We start from the raw sequence: 17,873 nt of genomic DNA on the forward strand, positions 1-17,873 counted from the left end.
ATACCATAATAAACTCCACAATATGGTAACTTACCATCTATTTTAACAACTTCAAATATACATCTATTTACTGCTTGCTTAACATAAAAAAATAGAATTAACAAAACAACAGAACCCAGCGAATAAAACCTGGCATGGAGAAAGCTGTATCTTTCCTAGAGTCTCGCAGGTATGGAGCGATGTTAGATGCGACTTCCGAGTTTAACAAGATGGAAGGAATTGCAGAAGATAGTAAAGCCTATATCGCAATATCTTGCATTTTATTCTATGACGAATGTTACAACACAAAAACACTTCCAGTTACATGCACCGGAAGCGTCTATCAATCGCCTATCAACTTAAAAAATTCTACCTCGAGCTGTTCAGGACGAATCGGTTTACTGAAAAAATATCCTTGGCCCATCGGACAGTCCAATTCCGCAAGAAGATGAAGATGCTCCTCTTTCTCAATCCCTTCAGCAACAACATTGAGATTGAAGGTTTGTCCGATTGAAATGATGGTCTTAACCAGAGATAGGTCCTGGCTATTGCCAATCAAATCACGAATAAACGATTGATCGATTTTCAACGTATCAAATGGCAAGTTCTTCAGCATACTCAGCGACGAATACCCTGTACCGAAATCATCAATCGAAATACCTACTCCAAGAGCTTTCAGCGAATTAATTTTGGGCATAACCAAATCAATATTTTCGATTACACTTTCCGTTACTTCAAATTCCAAATATTTTGCTTCAATACTATAAGAATAAAGACACGACTCGATAAAAGGAACGAAATTATTATCACGGAATTGGCGCTGGGATACGTTCACTGAAACTTTAACAGGCGAATACCCTTTGTCCTGCCATCTTCGCATCTGGTACAGAACATCATTGATGATCCAGTTACCAATCTCATTGATCAACCCTGTATCTTCAGCTACCGGAATAAATTCCATCGGCGAAACCATGCCAAGAACCGGATTGTCCCATCGTATTAAGGCTTCAATGCCTGCCAGTTTGGAATTGTGCAAATCAAACTTCGGTTGATACACCACATAAAGCTCCTCATTGCGAATTGCTCTTCTCAATTCTATTTCTATGAGCGTTCTTCTTTCACGCTGCTCTTTTAACTCATTATTGAAGAATTTATAGGTGTTTTTTCCATCCAATTTTGCATAATACATCGCAGTGTCTGCCATTGTAATTAATTCATTCATATCGTCCGTATGTTCTGGACTGCCGCTAATGCCTATACTGGCCGTCACAAAGATTTCATTGCCTTTAAGATAGAAAGGCTCTTTTATGTATTCTCCAATGTCCATTGCGATATTTTTAACGAAATCCATGTTCTCTTTAAGAATCAGGACAACAAACTCGTCGCCACCTAAGTGATACGTCTTAATCATACGATTACTGAAGAAATTCAATCGTTCCGCTACCTCAATCAGTAATTTATCTCCCACTTCGCGGCCCATTGTATCGTTGGTTATTTTAAATCGGTCCAAATCAATAAACAACAACGATGATTCTAAAGATTGTTCTTTGAATATTTCTAGATCTTGATTCAACTTGCGGCGATTTGGAAGATGAGTCAATTCATTATGTTCAGCTTTATACTTCACCATGGCTTCGTATTGTTTTTTCTTTGTTATATCTCGAATAATCACGAGTGTTTTTTGAGTTTCATTTAATAGTGACATCGTGATTTCCAAAGGAAACGTGGACCCATCACTTTTAAGTCCGGTTGCTTCACTTCTGTCATACCCATTTTTTTTAACTTCAGAAAAGAAATTTTCATGAAAGTAATCGATGGATTCTTGTGTAAAAAGTTTTTCCCAATGTATTGTTAAAAGCTCGTCCTTTTGATAACCATACAATCTCGCCAATTCTTCATTGACAAATTCATGGTTTCCTTCTTCATTCGTTATCCCAATCGCATCAACCGACGAATCCAATGCATACGTATAATCAACCAACACACTTTTCGTCGAATCAAGTTCTCTCTTCGAATGCAAATACTTATCAATCTGTAGCCCAACTACCCACCCTAAAAACAAATTAACCGGTAATTTAGCCAGACGCCACCACGAAAAGTTTTCTTGAATGACCAAGACGATTAAATTTAGGAGTAGTGCAATAGATGTAATTAATATTCGCCATTTAAATCGTTTTGATATACCCACTCACCCCTATCATGTTTTTCCTTAACAACAAAGAATTGATTAAATTCGCCTCCGTTGATTTCAAGGCAATTTAACTGATGCCCATATACACAAGCCCCATCTATGCCGATTTTCTTATTTCCATAATATATATCAGCCTTTTCATGTAAATAAATCGCTGGAGTATGACCATGAATAATCGTTTTGTCAAACTTGTGATTGACGGTCAAAAACGGTTCCCTTATCCAAACTAGATCATACTCACTTGTCGTCTTCCAATCTTCGTACTCTGGATTAATCCCTGCGTGAACAAAGATAAATTCCTCTGTTTCAAAATAATATGGTAGGTCTTCGATAAAGTTAACAATCTCTTCGTTTGATTCTAAAATCTCCTTTGCCCACTTCTCATAAGTCGAATCAACAGGGTTATCTATATTAATTTTACCGAGAAAAGAAATAATGGTTTCCAATCCACCACTCCTAAAATAAGTATGTTGTTTACCGATTGGATCTTTTAACCAATCATAAAATAGCTGGTCATGATTCCCTTTTAATGCAATCGCTTTTTGACGCTCTACCAATTCTTTGACGAAATAGATGACGTCCTTACTATATCTCCCTCTATCCATATAGTCACCTAGTAAAATTAAGTCATCTTTAGCAGAATCATAATTCACCAATGTTAGTAATTCTTTAAATTCATCTAAACAACCGTGTATATCGCTAATGGCAAGTATTCTTTTGCTAATGGTAATCAACCTCATTTTCATCGTAATTTCCCTGTTACATAAGATAGGAACTATAATTGCTTTATTAATTCCGTAATCAACTTGTGCTTTAATTTAAGATAGCCAAGTTACTTGTCCACACTCTCAAAGTATTTTTTAACATATTCTCTTATAAAGCTGTCTCTCTTCAGCAAATCTTCTTCCTTACGGAAAAACCCGACTTTTTTCATCTTTTGCTCAATCGGCAGCTGGTTCCATTCTTCAATCGCTTTTCCTTCAATTTCATAACACTTCCGAACGGAAGAAATCTATTTTTTGGCTCTAATTTCTTGGGCTGTTTTTGGTACTGGCAACCTGTTCAATACCTGTTGTTCAAGTTCCTTTTTCTCTATTATCATAATTCATCAATCTGACAAAAGTCTATGTTTTCTAGCAATTTTGTAAATATCTTCATATGGTAGAGTGCGAAATTAAACACAAAAAAGTGGCCGTTCGAAACTGCCATCCTCTTAAAGCTATAAAACTACCTAACACTCAACCATATGCTTAGAATTATATATCATTATCATTTCATGTATTTTTTACATCTTTTAACATCTTAAATTGCATATTTAACCTATTGATGCTTCGCATCCATTTTTCAATTCAAAGGGGGTATTTTGTCACATTTCCAACTAAACCTACATTTTTTCCAACTAAACTTTTAATTACTCCAACTAAACCTGAGATTTTTCCAACTAATGCCCATTTCTTACACAGAAGCCCCAGCGCCATTTGTAAAAACTTGTCTCTTCTATTACGTAACAATCCTCTTAAAGTAACGATCCGTCACTAAACCAAACACCGAAGCCAATGTCTGTTGAAAAAGCATGCCCATGATAACTGGCACAGCAACTGCTGCCGGGAAGTATGAAATCGCGAGTACCGCACCCGCACTGATATTTCGCATGCCGCCATTAAACATTAGCGCAATCACAGTCTCTTTATCCTGCTTAAACAATTTTCCAGCGAAAAAGGAAATCAAATATCCGCTACACGCTATGAAAAATACAACGACCGCTATGGCAATCAGCTTCCCGCTTACGTCAAGCAAATACGGCGCAACTACCGCTCCATTCAACATCACAACAAAACCCATCCCAATTTTTGAAAAAGGTGAAAGGCTATCACTTAATCTCTTCACCTTATCACCAGTCGTCAGTTGATTCAGCATCATCCCCACAATCGAAGGAATCACAATCATCAAAATCAATCCTTGGGTCATACTGATAACATCCATTTCGATGTTTCCACCCACCAACAACGACATCGTAAAGGGTACAATCAACGGTGACAGCAATGTATCAATCAAAATAACTGATAGCGACAGCGCTATATTGCCTTTATAAATAGCGACCCACACAACACTTGAAATTCCAGTTGGAATGGCCATCGACAACACCAAACCAGTTATGGTAAACATATCACCACTAAACACCACATTACCTATCCCAAGCGCCCATAGTGGCATAAATACATGCAACACGAAGATTATTAGCACCAAAGGCAAAGGAGAAAGCATCGCTTGTTTCATCGATGCAAAATTCGAATTCAAACTGCCCGCAAACGTCATGAACGCAAATATCCATGGAATCAGTCCCGAAAAATCGTGAAGCGTCGTCGAAAAAATAACCCCAATTACCAAACTGATTGGGATGAACAACGACATTATTTTTTCCAACTTTTTATTTATTCTAATTAACATGCAACCAAATCCCCTAAAAAATACGAAGTCTTTACACATTATAATCCCATTTAGTCTTTCGTGACCCTAAGAAAATATTTTTTTCAAAACTTCACATGATAATGCTGATTCAAACTCAAACTAATTCAAACTGAATAGGCAACTTGATTAAGGAGGAATTCACATGGAACTGAACCGCATCAAACAAATCGTCAACTCGCCAAATGATATCGAAGTCACGTACAACGGAGTTTCCGTCTGGATCGACCAAGTTCACGAAAACGGCAAACTCGCAACAGTCCATCTTCGTCGCTCACTCGAAGAGCGTTCTGAAGTCGACATCTCCGAACTAAACGAAGTGGTACACTAATACGCCGATGTCTATTTTTCCAACTAACACGGAGTTTTTTCCAACTAAGCTTTACCCCCCTGCTGTAAACGAAAGAATTATCTCCATATTTCCATAAAACAGGCGGCTGAAGATGCAATTTCAGCCGCCTCCTCACTTTCTCCATAAAAAGAACCCAACAGCTTAAAGTTGCTGGATTCCATCATCACTTTCTTTATCCTTTAGCCCCCTCTCCCTCAAACAAAACATCAAAGAGCATAATGAAATCCATAAAAAAAGGCAGTCGAATATGAAATTACGACCGCTTTACTGTTAATCTTACAATCGATTACTGCCATAAACATCGAGTCTAAACCACAAAAAAACGACCGAAATAAAAATTTCGACCGTTCATTTCATTTATTTAACTTTCGAGAGTGAATCCAATTTTCTTTATTGATTTCACGTAAATTAAGCACGCTATATCCCCAATTCATCTCTCCTAATCTATTATTTTTTTATTAAATTTGTAATATTGATGACTTTTTTTCCATAAATTATATCTTATTATCATTATTACTATTATACTAAAACAAAAACACATAATTAGGAGTTTGGACATCATTAAATTAAATATTAGGCACTTCACTATGGTTTTTCTATTAATTATTACACTATTTTGTAATCCTTTTGAATCAAAAGCACAAGAATCACTTTCACAGGGTATCAAACCGTTATTCAATATCGGTGGATATGTACATATGGGCAATGAAAAAATGGGTTTTGCGACGTTTATGAAAGGACAAACATACTACATAGAGTCAGAGGATGAAAAATTTTATCACGTTTCATTTGGTAATGGATTTGTTAATGTAGATAAAAATCATGCTGAAAAAGTAGAGTTCCCAAATAAACAAGTTTTAGAAAAAGGTACATCTTCTGTCATCGCAAAGAATAGACTTGTGGTTTTTTCACAACCTAAAAGCTCACCTTCACTGGGATATGTGAATTCTAATGTTCGCATACCTATCATTAAAGAGGACAAAGAGTTTTATGAAATTAATTTCGGTGGTTCAAAAGGATATATCAAAAAGTTGCAAACACGCACAGATAATGGCATTCCTGTGTTGATGTATCATCACATGATGCATAACAAAGCTCAATCTAATCAAGCTTTTAATAATATGACGATTGAATACAAGCAATTTGAGGATCAAATGCGCTACTTGAAAGAGAATAAGTGGAAAACAATATCCATGCAGCAACTAGATGATTGGCTGACTTATCAAACTAACCTTCCTGAAAAAGTCGTTGCCATTACGTTTGATGATGGAATAACCTCAACTGTGGACTTAGCGTATCCTCTGTTAAAAGATTTGGACTTTCATGCTACGTCATTCGTTATTACAGGAAAAATTCGGCAATCTTCAGATTACTGGATTGCGAGTGATTTGCAATATGTAGGGTTAAAAGAAATTAGAGAAACTTCCGATGTATATGACTACCAACATCATTCCAATGACATGCACCTATACAAACCTGGTGCTAGATCGGGCATGTACACAACGGAATCTTATGACGCAATCTTAAAAGATATTCAAAAGGGAACTGCCCAATTGGGAAAAGCATTTTCAAATGACCTTCTCAGAACAAAATATCTTGCCTATCCATTTGGTCATTACAATCAAACGACCATACAAGCTACTCAAGATGCCGGCATACGATTGGCGTTTACGACCATGACGGGAAATGTAAAATTAAGTGACTCTCCATACGAATTGAAAAGACAAGGCATTGCTCCCTATCATTCGATGGAAGACTTCATTCGTAAACTAGAAGGCACCTATTAAAATTTTATGATAAACACAAAAAAGGCGGCCGGTAATTCGGCTGCCTTTGCAATTTATCTTATTCAAATCAATCCCAGGAAACGCGGTCTGATCCTTCCAAGCGATGTCCATATTTACGTTTTTTCCGTCGCTCATCATTCTCAAGCTTCGCTGCAATAAGACCATAAGCGATTCCAAATAATGCGCCACCCAGTACTTCAATTGGTTGATGGCCAAGTAGTTCTTTAAGCTCGCCTTCACGCTCCGTGTACTGGAAACTTGGATAATCACCAGAAAATGCGACCAATTCATCTTCCAAATCATTCACGAGCTGTGCAATCTCACCCGTATGACGTCGAATTCCTTGCGCATCATACATAACGATAAAGCCAAAAACGACGGCAAGAGCCGTTTCAGTGTGACGAGTCCCTTTATTCGCTGCAACGTAAGAAGCAAGTGCCGCTACTCCAGCTGAATGTGAACTAGGCATGCCACCCGTCTGAAACAATGGTCGCCAATCCCATACACCTGTATTTTTCTTATGTGTAAAAACCTTTAACCCTTGCGCAACGCCAATGGCAGATAGTGCCGTAATGATTCCACGATTCATCTTTTTCATTCTCATCACCCTCAGCTCTTTTATTGTTGAAAATGCTTTTAAATATTTTCTTCTTCCTTTTATTACCCCACTTGCTCATTTTTATTCTAATATTTTTTGGAAAGAAAAAATCCAGCAAAAAAATCTGCTGGATTTCTACTAACTCTATATTAGTTTTAACACCTTACTTTCATTCAACTGCAAAGTAGATTTTTTCAACACATATAGAAGTCCTTTTCAAATATGTTATCTAGATAATAAAGAGATGACCCACGTGAATGAACCGTCCATTTCCTGTGCAACTCCTACGCCCATTTCTTTGCGACTTGCGTCATACAAATAAGGTTCATTGATTGCCTGAGATAATATTCGTTGTAATGCAGATTCCACTGAGCCATTTGCATAACGCTCACTATAATCTCCGTTTAGTTTCTCTCCATATTTATCTTCATAAAATTTATATATGTCCATGACTCTCTCGTCAGATGGATATTTAGCCATCGCTCTAATTTTCAAACCAGCCATATCCTGTAAACGCTCATTTAAAACGATTGGTTCATACCCCTTTTTTATACGGGCATTGTTAATCAACGCAATCATTTCAGTTTCCATTGCATTCAATTGTTGTTCTGTCAGCCATGTCGTTTTCACCCGCTGCAGAGTGTCCGGGTCGTAATGAACATATTCCATATACATTGGGTTAAATTCTTTGTTTACTGTTCGTCCAAGGAATCCTGCAAACTCTTGTCGGGTAATTTTTGCATAGGGCTTAAAGTACAAATTTTCATAGCCAAATGATATTCCGCCATTGAATAACGCATCGATTTCCTTCTTCCCAGTTGTAGTTGAAGAAACATCTTTAAAAGGAATGTCCCTACGATCTAGCGGAATATCATACGCACGTGCCAATATGATGGCCATTTCCGCACGAGTCAAGGAACCACTCGGATCAAAATAGCGTGTACCATCCTTGGCCACTTTCCCTTGAATCACACCATGTTCAACAGCTTCAGCTACTTCTGTATAAAAACCGTCACCTTTTTTAAAATCTGTAAAGCCTGGATCCTTAGCACCATCCCATCGTATTCCAAGTTCACGGACAATCATCACTACGGCTTCGCCTCTAGAGACAGTTGCATTGACTCCAAACGTACCATTAGTATATCCTTTTGCCACATTGCGCATCGCCAAATACGTTATTTCTTTCTCAAAACGTGGTCCGACGTCCGAAAACTTTCCGGCTGCCCCTGCAGACAGTGGCAAGACAAGCGACAAAGACAATGCCGATAAAGCGATTTTCCATTTCCACTTCTTCAACGTTAAAACCTCCATTATTCGTTTATGTTGGAAGAGAAATCACCAAGAATGTAATTAAAATCCCCTAATTCCTAAACCTTCCATTTGAAGTATATAGGAAATTTCACTATAAATGGCAGTGCCCTTCCAAAACCATCCCTTATACCTACACATTTCTTTGATTCCCCCATTTAATTGGGATTGCACGCTTCGCTTTCTAATCTTTACTGTTGGCGTAATGTTTCACTTAATTATCCTACTTCTAAGTTGACAGAACGGGTCTCCAGTTTGCACAATACCTTATCATCAAAAATGAGAGAAACGACATGGTCGCTTCTCTCATCCTCACTTCTTATAAATAAACCCTAAACGCTTCATACCCGAAATACACCGAAAGAACCGACAGTGCAGCGAGCACGAGTGATTCCACTGTGCCACCTGTTTTAGTCGTCAATGGGAATCGTACACGTATTTTGAATGGAAATAGCAACTTAATGCCATTACGTGTCATCATGTCCAGCACATAATGACTGACCATCCCGACCAAAATTCCTTCTATCACTGCTTCATTTGTTACAAATGATTTCATTAGAATCGAAATGATGAATAAAAATAACAAGCTGTGAGTGAAAGAACGATGTCCGAAAATCACATTAATCATTTTCGAAATGAACGGGAATGTTCGTCCAATTTTACTGCCGCCATGACAAATATCCGGAATCAACGCTCCGATAACCCCCGCCCCTACCAATAGTACGGGATCAGATGTTGTAAATTGTGCGTATGCAAGACTTGCTGTCAAACCGCCTATGATGTGTGTCTTTCCTGTCATGCTTTTGCTCCTTTTTCATTGGTTTCTATACAGAACCAAACTATTTCATCCAGTCGATGCCCTGTCCAAACTTTTCCATCAATAACTCTACAACAAGTCAATTATTCGAAACAAGCGGCTGAAGATGCATTTTCAAGTTCTATGGCGAAAAAGTTAAATTTTACGGTAAGGTTATTCAAGTGATGGAAGGCGATGGTGAAACCCAAGTTCGAATTGCCGTCAATGACGATTACGATAAGATTATTTATGCAAGTTACGATTCATATATAGTAGATTCTCGTATTTTAGAAGACGACTTGATTACTTTGATGGGTACATCAGATGGTTTGTTAACTTACGAATCGACAATGGGTGGAGAAATCACAATCCCGAGCATCATCATCGATAAAATCGAACAGTAACAACTCTTCTCAGATTACCCACCACACGTAACAAATTACATGTGGTGGTGGGTTTTGTTATGAAAAAGCAACTTAAAGACAAAAATCCAGTAGCATGAAAAGCTACTGGATTTTCATTTCTATCATGTGTTTGAAAAGGGACCTTTTAGCTCTCAACTCGATAAACCAGTGTAAGAATAAATTGATCCATATCCGATAAATATTCATATTTTTTCCCGTTCAATTCAAGTTCATAAATACCCGATTCCCTAATAGTAAAGGTGTTATCCCCTAAAAATTCACCCGCACGGTCTGTCGGGATCTCGTCATCGACATAACTGATGAACATGCTCATTGTATGAAAAATGGCGGCACTATCCGGACCAGTATCATGACAGATAAGCCTCATTTCAGTGATTTCTTCGGTTTCGTTATTTACCGTGTAGACCAAGCTGATTTTCACCGCAGTGTTGAACTCATGCGAAAACGTCGTAACTTCATCATTGGAATTCGTTTCATCTTTCACTATCCGAGACGCATCAAACCCGAACTCAGGATACCTCTCTATGAACTCAGATGCTGTCGCATTCCATTTTGCAACCTCGTTTTCCGCGTTCGGCAAGGTTTCCAACTGCTCGACTTTTTCAGGCTGTTCAACTACAGGCAATTCATCGTCTTCCTTAGGTACGTTCCCCTGTACTTTTACAGTCTCTTCTTTCTTAGCCACTCGATCCAACGCAAAAAAACCAACAAACAACATCCCCATACTCATCATCATACCTACAATTATCGTCACTGCTTTACTTTTCACAGGATTCCCCTAACTGTAAAACCTTCATTATCACGCCAAACTAAACATTACAAAATACTGCCGCTTTCCACTCGCTGTTCCCGCAACAAGAACTTTTGAATTTTCCCACTAGCATTTCGCGGCAATTCATTAACAAACTGATAATGCCTCGGACGTTTATAACCAGCCAGTTTGTCGTTTCCTTTACAGAATTTTTCAAGCTCTTCCGCCGTAAGTTCAGGATTCTGCGTCACGATAAACGCCAGCACCGACTCCCCCCACTTCTCATCAGGAATCCCAAGCACCGCTACATCCTGCACCGATTCGTGTTCATGCAGCACATCTTCCACTTCACGCGGATAAATATTTTCGCCACCACTGATGATCATGTCATCCACACGGTCTGCCACATACAAATAGCCGTCTTCATCCATGTACCCCAAATCACTTGAATGGTACCAACCTTTATACAGCGCCTTTTCAGTCGCGTCCTCGCGATTGAAATAACCGGCCATCATGCAAGGACCTTTTACGATGATTTCGCCCACTTGGCCCGGTTTCAAAATAGCATCTGGCTCGGAAGGCCCATTCTCATTCGGCTGGACAATGCGGATTTCATGATTGTATGCAGGTTTCCCAGCTGAACCCACTTTAGTTAGCTGCTCGTCTTCCGCTAGAAACGTAATCGCCGGCCCCATTTCCGTCTGGCCATATGCCTGAATCAAATCGATACCCAGAACTTCTTTTACTTTCTTAACAAGAATGGGAGCCATTGGCGCAGCACCATACAACCCTCGTTGCAACGTCCCGACTTTCGACGCTGCCCCTTCAAGGTCCGCCATCATGCTCCACATCGTTGGAACCGCGAACATCACCGACACTTTTTCTTGCTCGATCGTATCAAGCGCAACTTGCGGATGGAATTGATGCATAATAACGCTCTTCGCACCTGCCTGAATCCTCGGAATCACACAGCAATGCAGTTCAGCACAATGAAACATCGGTGCCGTTACAAGCCCAACATCATTTTTCGTATACTTCAACACCGCCGTGCAAATAAGACTTTGCTCCGCCATATCACGGTGACGGTGAATCACGCCTTTCGGACGCCCCGTCGTTCCACTCGTATACATGATGGCATACGTATCCGACTCGTCTACTTCCACTGCTGGAGCAGTCGATTGCGCACTGCCAACCTCCGAGTGATAGCTGATTGCGAAATCTGGTGTATTCTCATTAATAAACCAAAACTGAATCTCTGGAAACTGTGGCTGAATCACTGCCACCTGATCCTTCAAAATATCTTCAAACATCACAACTTTTGGTTTTGCATCATTTAAAATATATGCCACTTCCTCCGACTTCAACCGGAAATTTATCGGATTAAAAATAGCCCCAATTTTGGCACACGCAAATAAAGTCGTCGCAAGCTCACTCGTGTTGAACAAAAACGTCGACACCCGATCTCCTCTTCCAACCCCAGCCGAACTCAGCGCATTCGCCAAACGGTGTACTTCGTCCCGCCACTCCCCATACGTCCAACGCTGCCCCCGCTTCAAATCCACAAGCGCCTCTCGATTCGGAAAATTACTCACCGTCTGATCGAAAATACTCCCTAAAGTCGCATACATCATCCCAACCCCCATCAGTCTGAATCTTCATTCATTTCATTTTGTCAGAAAAGAATGAAGATTTCGATAACTTTTCAGTTTACTAAAGAAGCGTCACACCATTTCACAAAAGAAGGCGGCTGAAGATGCAATTTCAGCCGCCCCCTTGCCTTAGATATATGCTCCACTTCTCCCATTTTTCCAACTAAGTTAACTCTAGATACAAAAAATGGCTTTTGTACCTATCCTCTTCTATTAAATTTTCAGTAAAATGGAAATATAGGGGGAAATAACCATGAATAACTGGAAACTCGCCACCATCATACTTGCTATCCTGCTCGGCATATCACTTATGTGGAGCGTTCAACAGCGCGACAACTTTGAAAAAACACAACTCAAAGCATATGTACTCGAGCACGCCCAGCTTGAATACGCTCTAAAGGATACGATTGAAAGTTACGAACATGGCGGAAGTCAAAAAGAGCTGGGAGAACGGCTCCACTGGTTGTCTGGATTTGTCGTTAACATTAATCCAGCAGGACAAACCGTAGCTTATCATAGCTTTGACTTCGATTATGACACTAACGTTGTTCTCAGCGAAGTCCACCGCAAAGCAAGAGGCAACCAAGCCACAGAAGAAGATATAGATCGCCTTAAAACATTGCATCAACTAATCAATAGATTCCAAAAATCCGCACTCGACAACGTCGAACACAAAACCGTCGACGATTACGAAGCCGACTTTATTGAATTTATGGAGTACTACGAAACCCAAAAAGAATACCTGTTTAAATAGAAAAGCAGCCGAAGATGTGATCTTCGGCCGTTTTCATCCCCCTTGCTATGTAAATTGTTGCATCCCCCGCCAGCATCAACTAGGATTTAATCGGCATCAAACCTGTGTTAATCTGTTTCATCCAGTTTCCCCCACCAAATATGATGTAACAACTAACATTCAAATATATTTCACCAGCCCTATCAAATACTGGCATGTCCCTGCATATACTCCACAAAGGAGGCGGTACATATGTCGTACTATTTAGCGCTTACAATTGGGTTTATATTGTGTTTGGCCATGCTCGGGGGTGCGTTTTTTTATTTCCTTTCCCATGGATTAAAAACTCGTGATGCAACGAAAATCGATCCGAAATAAGAGAATTAAAGTTTCATAAAACAAGCACCCGTCGATAAAGATGAGGTGCTTGTTGCTTTGTTTATTTCGGTTGAATATAAACCTCGTCTGTGTGTCTCCCCACTCCAAGCAAGCAGTGTGACATATGCTGAAGGGTAGATTACGAGGAATGAGGTAGAAGTTTTGACAAATAATCCTTTTTATCGGAATGGAGATGAAATTGATTCATCACGCTTTCCACAAGGGTTCCAACAAGAGCTCTCAAATGATTATTTTGAGCCCCCCCCATTTGGACCCCCACCCGGTGCTACCCTCCCACCAATGGTACCACCCCCTGGCTTCTCTCCACCGATCCCTGCATGGCAGGTCGGACCCAGTGGAATCAGGAATTGTCTATACCGCAACACCTATATTTGGCTAAGAAACAGCAGAAGCTTTTGGTTCTTCCCTACCTTCGTAGGCAGACAAATAATCGTTGCTCTCGCTGGAGAAGAAGGCGGGGATGGACATATCACATTTTGAATACGCACAAGATTCGTTCCTATCAATGCTTCTAAACGTAAAAGAACGTGGCCAACCATTTGAAATAGTTATCATTCATATAATTGGTTGATTCTCATAAGGTAAAAAATGAAAACAAGGTACGGAGTGAACATTCACTCCGTACCTTGTTTTTTGCATCAAAAATTTCGTTGCATTAGTGAGAATTTACTTTATTTAATGTGTTTAATAGAACATCTAACTCTATCGTTATTCATAAAAAAATCCAGCCTATTTATAACTAAGCTGGATTCAAATCGTATTCTATTAATTTGACAACCGATACATAAACACTGCCAATTGACCACGGGTTATCGGATTAGAAACGCCATATTTTGTAGGAGAGATACCATCTGTAATATCGTTTGCCACCAAAGCGCCGACTGCATCGATGTATTTCGGAGATACATCAGAAAAAGGGTATTTACTTCCGTCAGAAGAAAGCTTGTACGCACGTTGAAGGATAATGGCCACTTCTCCACGAGTCAATGTATCGTAAGCTCCGAATCTCGTGGTCGTTTTACCACCAACGATTCCTGCTTCTTTAAGTGCATTGACTGCCCCAATCGCGCGGTCTGGTACGTCCGTAAATCCAGATGCTTTTGCAGTTTCCTTATTCAAGCCAAGTTCTTTGGCCAACCAGATGGCTGCATCCGCGCGTTTGATATTTTTCGATACGCCAAATTCAGTCGTAGATATGCCACGTGTAATTTGATTTTGGACCAAATACGTAACTGCTGGTGAATAGAAAGATGTGACATCCTGGAACTTCGGAACAGCTTGAGGCTGGGGATTCTGACTGTTAACGACAATCATTGTCGACTGCCCCTCATAGGTCGCTGTAATGGTTGTGCTCCCATAGCCCTTCAACTCTACCTTACCACCCGTAACCGTCGCTACTGCAGTGTTGGCAGAGGTCCAATTCGCTGCATCCGTTACATCTTGAACTTTGCCATTTTTATACGTTGCCGATACAGTGACTGCTATGATTTCCCCAGGCTTGCCAGTTAATGAATTGACACTCAAAATCATTCCTGTTAAAGGATTTGCTTTTTGGAAATCAACCGGATCCAGGAAAGAAGCTGCCTGGATAAAACCGTAACCAAAATACGGATCTCTCCCTGCCGCGCCTAGATCCTTAGTATGTTCAATCAGAACGAGTCGTAGCTGCTCATTTGTCAATTCAGGATATGCTTGCTTTAACAACGCAAGTTGACCTGTCACATATGGCGTCGCCATTGACGTTCCGCTCATATAAGCATATTGATTGTCTAAATAGGTACTCAATATTTCCACACCTGGAGCTGCCACTTCGACTTCTGGACCCGTGGAGGAAAAGGGTGCCCGTTCAAAAAAACTGTTAACAGCACCGACACCGATTACCGAAGCATAACGCGCTGGAAAATCGACCGTGTCACCCAGACCATTCGGGGCTCCATCATTCCCAGCGGCCGCCACAATCAATAACCCACTGTCATAGGCCTTGTTAACGACATTAAGGAATGAACGAGTACTTGTTTGTGTTCCTGAACTCAAATTGATGATGTCCATACCGTTTGCAATCGACCAATCGATTCCCTCGATTAAATCCGATAAGTAAGCCTCGCCGTTACGGTCAAATGCCTTTACTGCATAAATTTCCGTCTCATAGGCGACTCCTCTCACCCCAAAACTATTATTGCGTGCACCTATGATTCCAGCCACATGCGTTCCATGTCCTTGATCATCTTTGTAGGAAGAGGTGTAACCAACCGTCGAAATACCTCCAGCAATGTCAAGGTCACTATGCGGAGAAATTCCTGAATCTATGACTGCAACTTTGATGCCTTTACCTGTAAATCCAGAATCCCAAGCTGATGGAACTCTAGTAGAAGCAATCCCCCAATCTTCCAATTGGTTATTGAGCTTGAGGACGATATCTTCCTCGACAAGGTGCACAGAAGGGTCTTCTCGAAGATCGGCAGCTTCTGCTGAAGTCAAATCGACAGACGCTATATCCACCTCTGTATAGGCTTCTGTCATTTCACCGCCAGCTTCCAACACCGTCTCTTTCATTTCCTGCTCATTAAGTTCTTCATCAAATAAAACGAGCATTCGTTTCTCTTCGTACTCTTCGGCAGAAACAGTGGCATTTCCATAAGAGCATAGTAGCCAAGTCACAGATAAACCCATAACGAAACTTTTCAATGTGACTTCCCCTTTCAAGTAAACTTGGCATTGTAAAAACAAATTCAAGAAAAACATTCTATATGTATGAATAGCGCTATTATTCTCGACATCTCTTATCATTTTAATTACCTATAACGAAACCGACAACAAAATCTTTTTAGTAACTTCCCACTACTATTTTTATTATCGGTTAAAAGCTTTCACTATGAACAAAAAAACGAACGTTTATTAAAGCTTGGACCCCATTCGCTACTCTATTTGTTTATATAATTTCCAATATTTATATTTTCATAGTGCTTTTATTACGCACATATGGTATTAATTGTATTGTTAAAATATTGCAACGAGAGGAATTGTTATCATTGAAAAAGTTAATTATTTTGATGTTATCTGCTTTTTTATTTTTTACAGTCTCAAGTACGCCCGTTTCTGCAGCGTCGAAAAACATGTGGGGCAAGATTGAGATTCAAACTGGGATGGTCGGTAAAATCCAGATTTTGAAGGATACTGATTTATATTCGGTTAGTAATGGTAAGTTGAAATTTGTGAAGAAGTTGAAAAAAGGAAATGAGCATGGGATTTTTGGAGAGTCAAAAAGCTTTGGTGGTGTCTATAAGCTGACTGGGAGTAATGTTGTTAAGAAGTCTTCTTCCATTAAGTATATACCAGTTCCAAAAGCAACCAAAAAAGTCTATACAACAAAAGAAATTGTAAGCTTAAACGATGCCAAGATTGTGCTTATTGATACTGATCAAGGACAAGGCAGTGGAATCGTCGTTGGAAATGGCTTGATTTTAACAAACCACCATGTCATGGATGGTGTGACGAATGCGACTGTCACTTTCACTAACGGTCAAAAGTTGGATGTAAAAGGCATTGTGGAATCCGATGCCAAAAAAGATATTGCCTTAATCAAAACAACGAAAACGTTCAAAACAGCAACTGTTGCAATTCGTCCTTCCAGCAAAGGGCTCGCTAAAGGTGAAAAAGTAGTTGCAATCGGAAGCCCCATCGGCTTGCAAAATACAGTTTCGGAAGGCATTATTAGTTCGTTCCGTACAATTGATGGCGTATCATTGATTCAAACTAATGCAGATATTGACCACGGCAGTTCTGGTGGTGGATTATTTGATACGAGTGGGCAACTAATCGGGATGACAAGCAGTGGTTTTGATAGTTTGAGTGCTAACCTGAATTTCGCGATTTCCACAGAAGTGTTTATGCCTTTAGTGAAGAAATATAGCAGTAAAACCCATGCGAGCATTAACGCTTCGTTCCCAATACAAGTACAAACTCCCACCCTTGATAAGATTTCACTTGGGATGACGATGGAACAAGTCAAGAGCCTCTCAGGTGGTGTTTTCTACAGTCAAGAAAATGAGTATTTGACCTACACGGATGTAACGGTTTACGGATTAATGGCGGACGTGGATTACGAATTCGAAAACAACAAACTCGTCTCCATATCGGTTTATCACTATGTGGCAGATAATGCGCCTGACTTAGAAACAATTGAGAACTATTTCGACTACATGTACGATCAGCTTCGTTTAACATACGGGGAAGCTGACGAACTTGAATCGGATTGGGTAGAGGTGGATGATGGTTATCGTTTAGCTGCTTACTGGGCAAAAAATAAACATGACGCTTTTCTATTGGTTCAAGTATTCTTGAATGACGAAACGTTTGGTGGCGTTCAGTTCACCATTTTAGAACAATAATGAAAAGCAGCCCCAAAAATCGATATAGATTTCCAAGGCTGCTTCTTTTAT

15 protein-coding genes are annotated in these 17,873 nt (G+C 39.8%); 6 read left to right on the forward strand and 9 right to left on the reverse strand.

Annotated elements, in window-relative coordinates:
• Positions 1-322: 322 nt before the first annotated feature.
• From HMPREF1210_RS08140 to HMPREF1210_RS08150, 3 genes are all read right to left on the reverse strand, one after another.
• Positions 323-2,167, reverse strand: a complete 1,845-nt coding sequence (locus HMPREF1210_RS08140; protein WP_016428173.1) for a bifunctional diguanylate cyclase/phosphodiesterase — start codon at positions 2,165-2,167, stop codon at positions 323-325.
• The gene (locus tag HMPREF1210_RS08145; RefSeq protein ID WP_016428174.1) at positions 2,131-2,916 is read right to left on the reverse strand and encodes a metallophosphoesterase; all 786 of its coding nucleotides are present in this window, start codon (positions 2,914-2,916) and stop codon (positions 2,131-2,133) included. The genes HMPREF1210_RS08140 and HMPREF1210_RS08145 overlap by 37 nt, the downstream gene beginning before the upstream one ends.
• A gap of 754 nt (positions 2,917-3,670) precedes the next feature.
• On the reverse strand, positions 3,671-4,618 hold the full coding sequence (locus HMPREF1210_RS08150) for a bile acid:sodium symporter family protein (protein WP_036659456.1): 948 nt from the start codon (positions 4,616-4,618) through the stop codon (positions 3,671-3,673).
• Between the two features lie 163 nt (positions 4,619-4,781).
• On the opposite strand from HMPREF1210_RS08150, the gene HMPREF1210_RS08155 reads away from it, so the two are divergent.
• Entirely contained in the window at positions 4,782-4,967 is a 186-nt protein-coding gene (locus tag HMPREF1210_RS08155) for an H-type small acid-soluble spore protein (protein ID WP_016428176.1), read from the forward strand.
• A gap of 572 nt (positions 4,968-5,539) precedes the next feature.
• On the forward strand, positions 5,540-6,775 hold the full coding sequence (locus HMPREF1210_RS08160; RefSeq protein WP_147640294.1) for a polysaccharide deacetylase family protein: 1,236 nt from the start codon (positions 5,540-5,542) through the stop codon (positions 6,773-6,775).
• A gap of 67 nt (positions 6,776-6,842) precedes the next feature.
• On the opposite strand, the gene HMPREF1210_RS08165 is transcribed toward HMPREF1210_RS08160, so the two are convergent.
• The 3 genes from HMPREF1210_RS08165 to HMPREF1210_RS08175 form a co-directional block, all read right to left on the reverse strand.
• Entirely contained in the window at positions 6,843-7,373 is a 531-nt protein-coding gene (locus HMPREF1210_RS08165; RefSeq protein WP_016428178.1) for a divergent PAP2 family protein, read from the reverse strand.
• A 225-nt stretch (positions 7,374-7,598) separates the two neighbouring features.
• Entirely contained in the window at positions 7,599-8,669 is a 1,071-nt protein-coding gene (locus HMPREF1210_RS17315) for an S-layer homology domain-containing protein (RefSeq protein WP_016428179.1), read from the reverse strand.
• Positions 8,670-9,000: 331 nt separating this feature from the next.
• A complete protein-coding gene (locus tag HMPREF1210_RS08175; protein ID WP_016428180.1) occupies positions 9,001-9,480 on the reverse strand; it encodes a metal-dependent hydrolase in 480 nt (159 codons plus the stop codon).
• Between the two features lie 182 nt (positions 9,481-9,662).
• Here HMPREF1210_RS08175 and HMPREF1210_RS08180 point away from each other — a divergent pair, with 182 nt between their 5' ends.
• Positions 9,663-9,881: a hypothetical protein gene (locus HMPREF1210_RS08180; RefSeq protein ID WP_016428181.1), complete on the forward strand. Its 219-nt coding sequence runs from the start codon at positions 9,663-9,665 to the stop codon at positions 9,879-9,881.
• A gap of 145 nt (positions 9,882-10,026) precedes the next feature.
• Here the strand turns inward: HMPREF1210_RS08180 and HMPREF1210_RS08185 are convergent, their stop codons facing one another.
• Both HMPREF1210_RS08185 and HMPREF1210_RS08190 read right to left on the reverse strand, forming a co-directional pair.
• A complete protein-coding gene (locus HMPREF1210_RS08185) occupies positions 10,027-10,671 on the reverse strand; it encodes a hypothetical protein (protein ID WP_016428182.1) in 645 nt (214 codons plus the stop codon).
• Between the two features lie 47 nt (positions 10,672-10,718).
• Complete coding sequence (locus tag HMPREF1210_RS08190) at positions 10,719-12,281, reverse strand: fatty acid--CoA ligase (RefSeq protein ID WP_016428183.1); 1,563 nt, start codon at positions 12,279-12,281, stop codon at positions 10,719-10,721.
• Between the two features lie 274 nt (positions 12,282-12,555).
• On the opposite strand from HMPREF1210_RS08190, the gene HMPREF1210_RS08195 reads away from it, so the two are divergent.
• Together HMPREF1210_RS08195 and HMPREF1210_RS18495 are read left to right on the forward strand one after the other, a co-directional pair.
• Positions 12,556-13,056, forward strand: coding sequence for a hypothetical protein (locus tag HMPREF1210_RS08195; protein ID WP_016428184.1), 501 nt, complete (start codon positions 12,556-12,558; stop codon positions 13,054-13,056).
• 231 nt (positions 13,057-13,287) lie between these two features.
• Positions 13,288-13,413 carry a hypothetical protein gene (locus tag HMPREF1210_RS18495; protein WP_016428185.1) on the forward strand — a complete coding sequence of 42 codons (126 nt, stop codon included), beginning with the start codon at positions 13,288-13,290 and terminating at the stop codon, positions 13,411-13,413.
• 786 nt (positions 13,414-14,199) lie between these two features.
• Here the strand turns inward: HMPREF1210_RS18495 and HMPREF1210_RS17320 are convergent.
• Positions 14,200-16,119: a S8 family serine peptidase gene (locus tag HMPREF1210_RS17320; RefSeq protein WP_051123198.1), complete on the reverse strand. Its 1,920-nt coding sequence runs from the start codon at positions 16,117-16,119 to the stop codon at positions 14,200-14,202.
• A 344-nt stretch (positions 16,120-16,463) separates the two neighbouring features.
• Between HMPREF1210_RS17320 and HMPREF1210_RS17325 the strand changes: the two genes are divergently transcribed.
• Positions 16,464-17,822, forward strand: coding sequence for a S1C family serine protease (locus HMPREF1210_RS17325; protein WP_016428188.1), 1,359 nt, complete (start codon positions 16,464-16,466; stop codon positions 17,820-17,822).
• The last annotated feature ends 51 nt before the right edge of the window (positions 17,823-17,873 follow it).

Source organism: Paenisporosarcina sp. HGH0030, from assembly GCF_000411295.1.
Taxonomy (GTDB): domain Bacteria; phylum Bacillota; class Bacilli; order Bacillales_A; family Planococcaceae; genus Paenisporosarcina.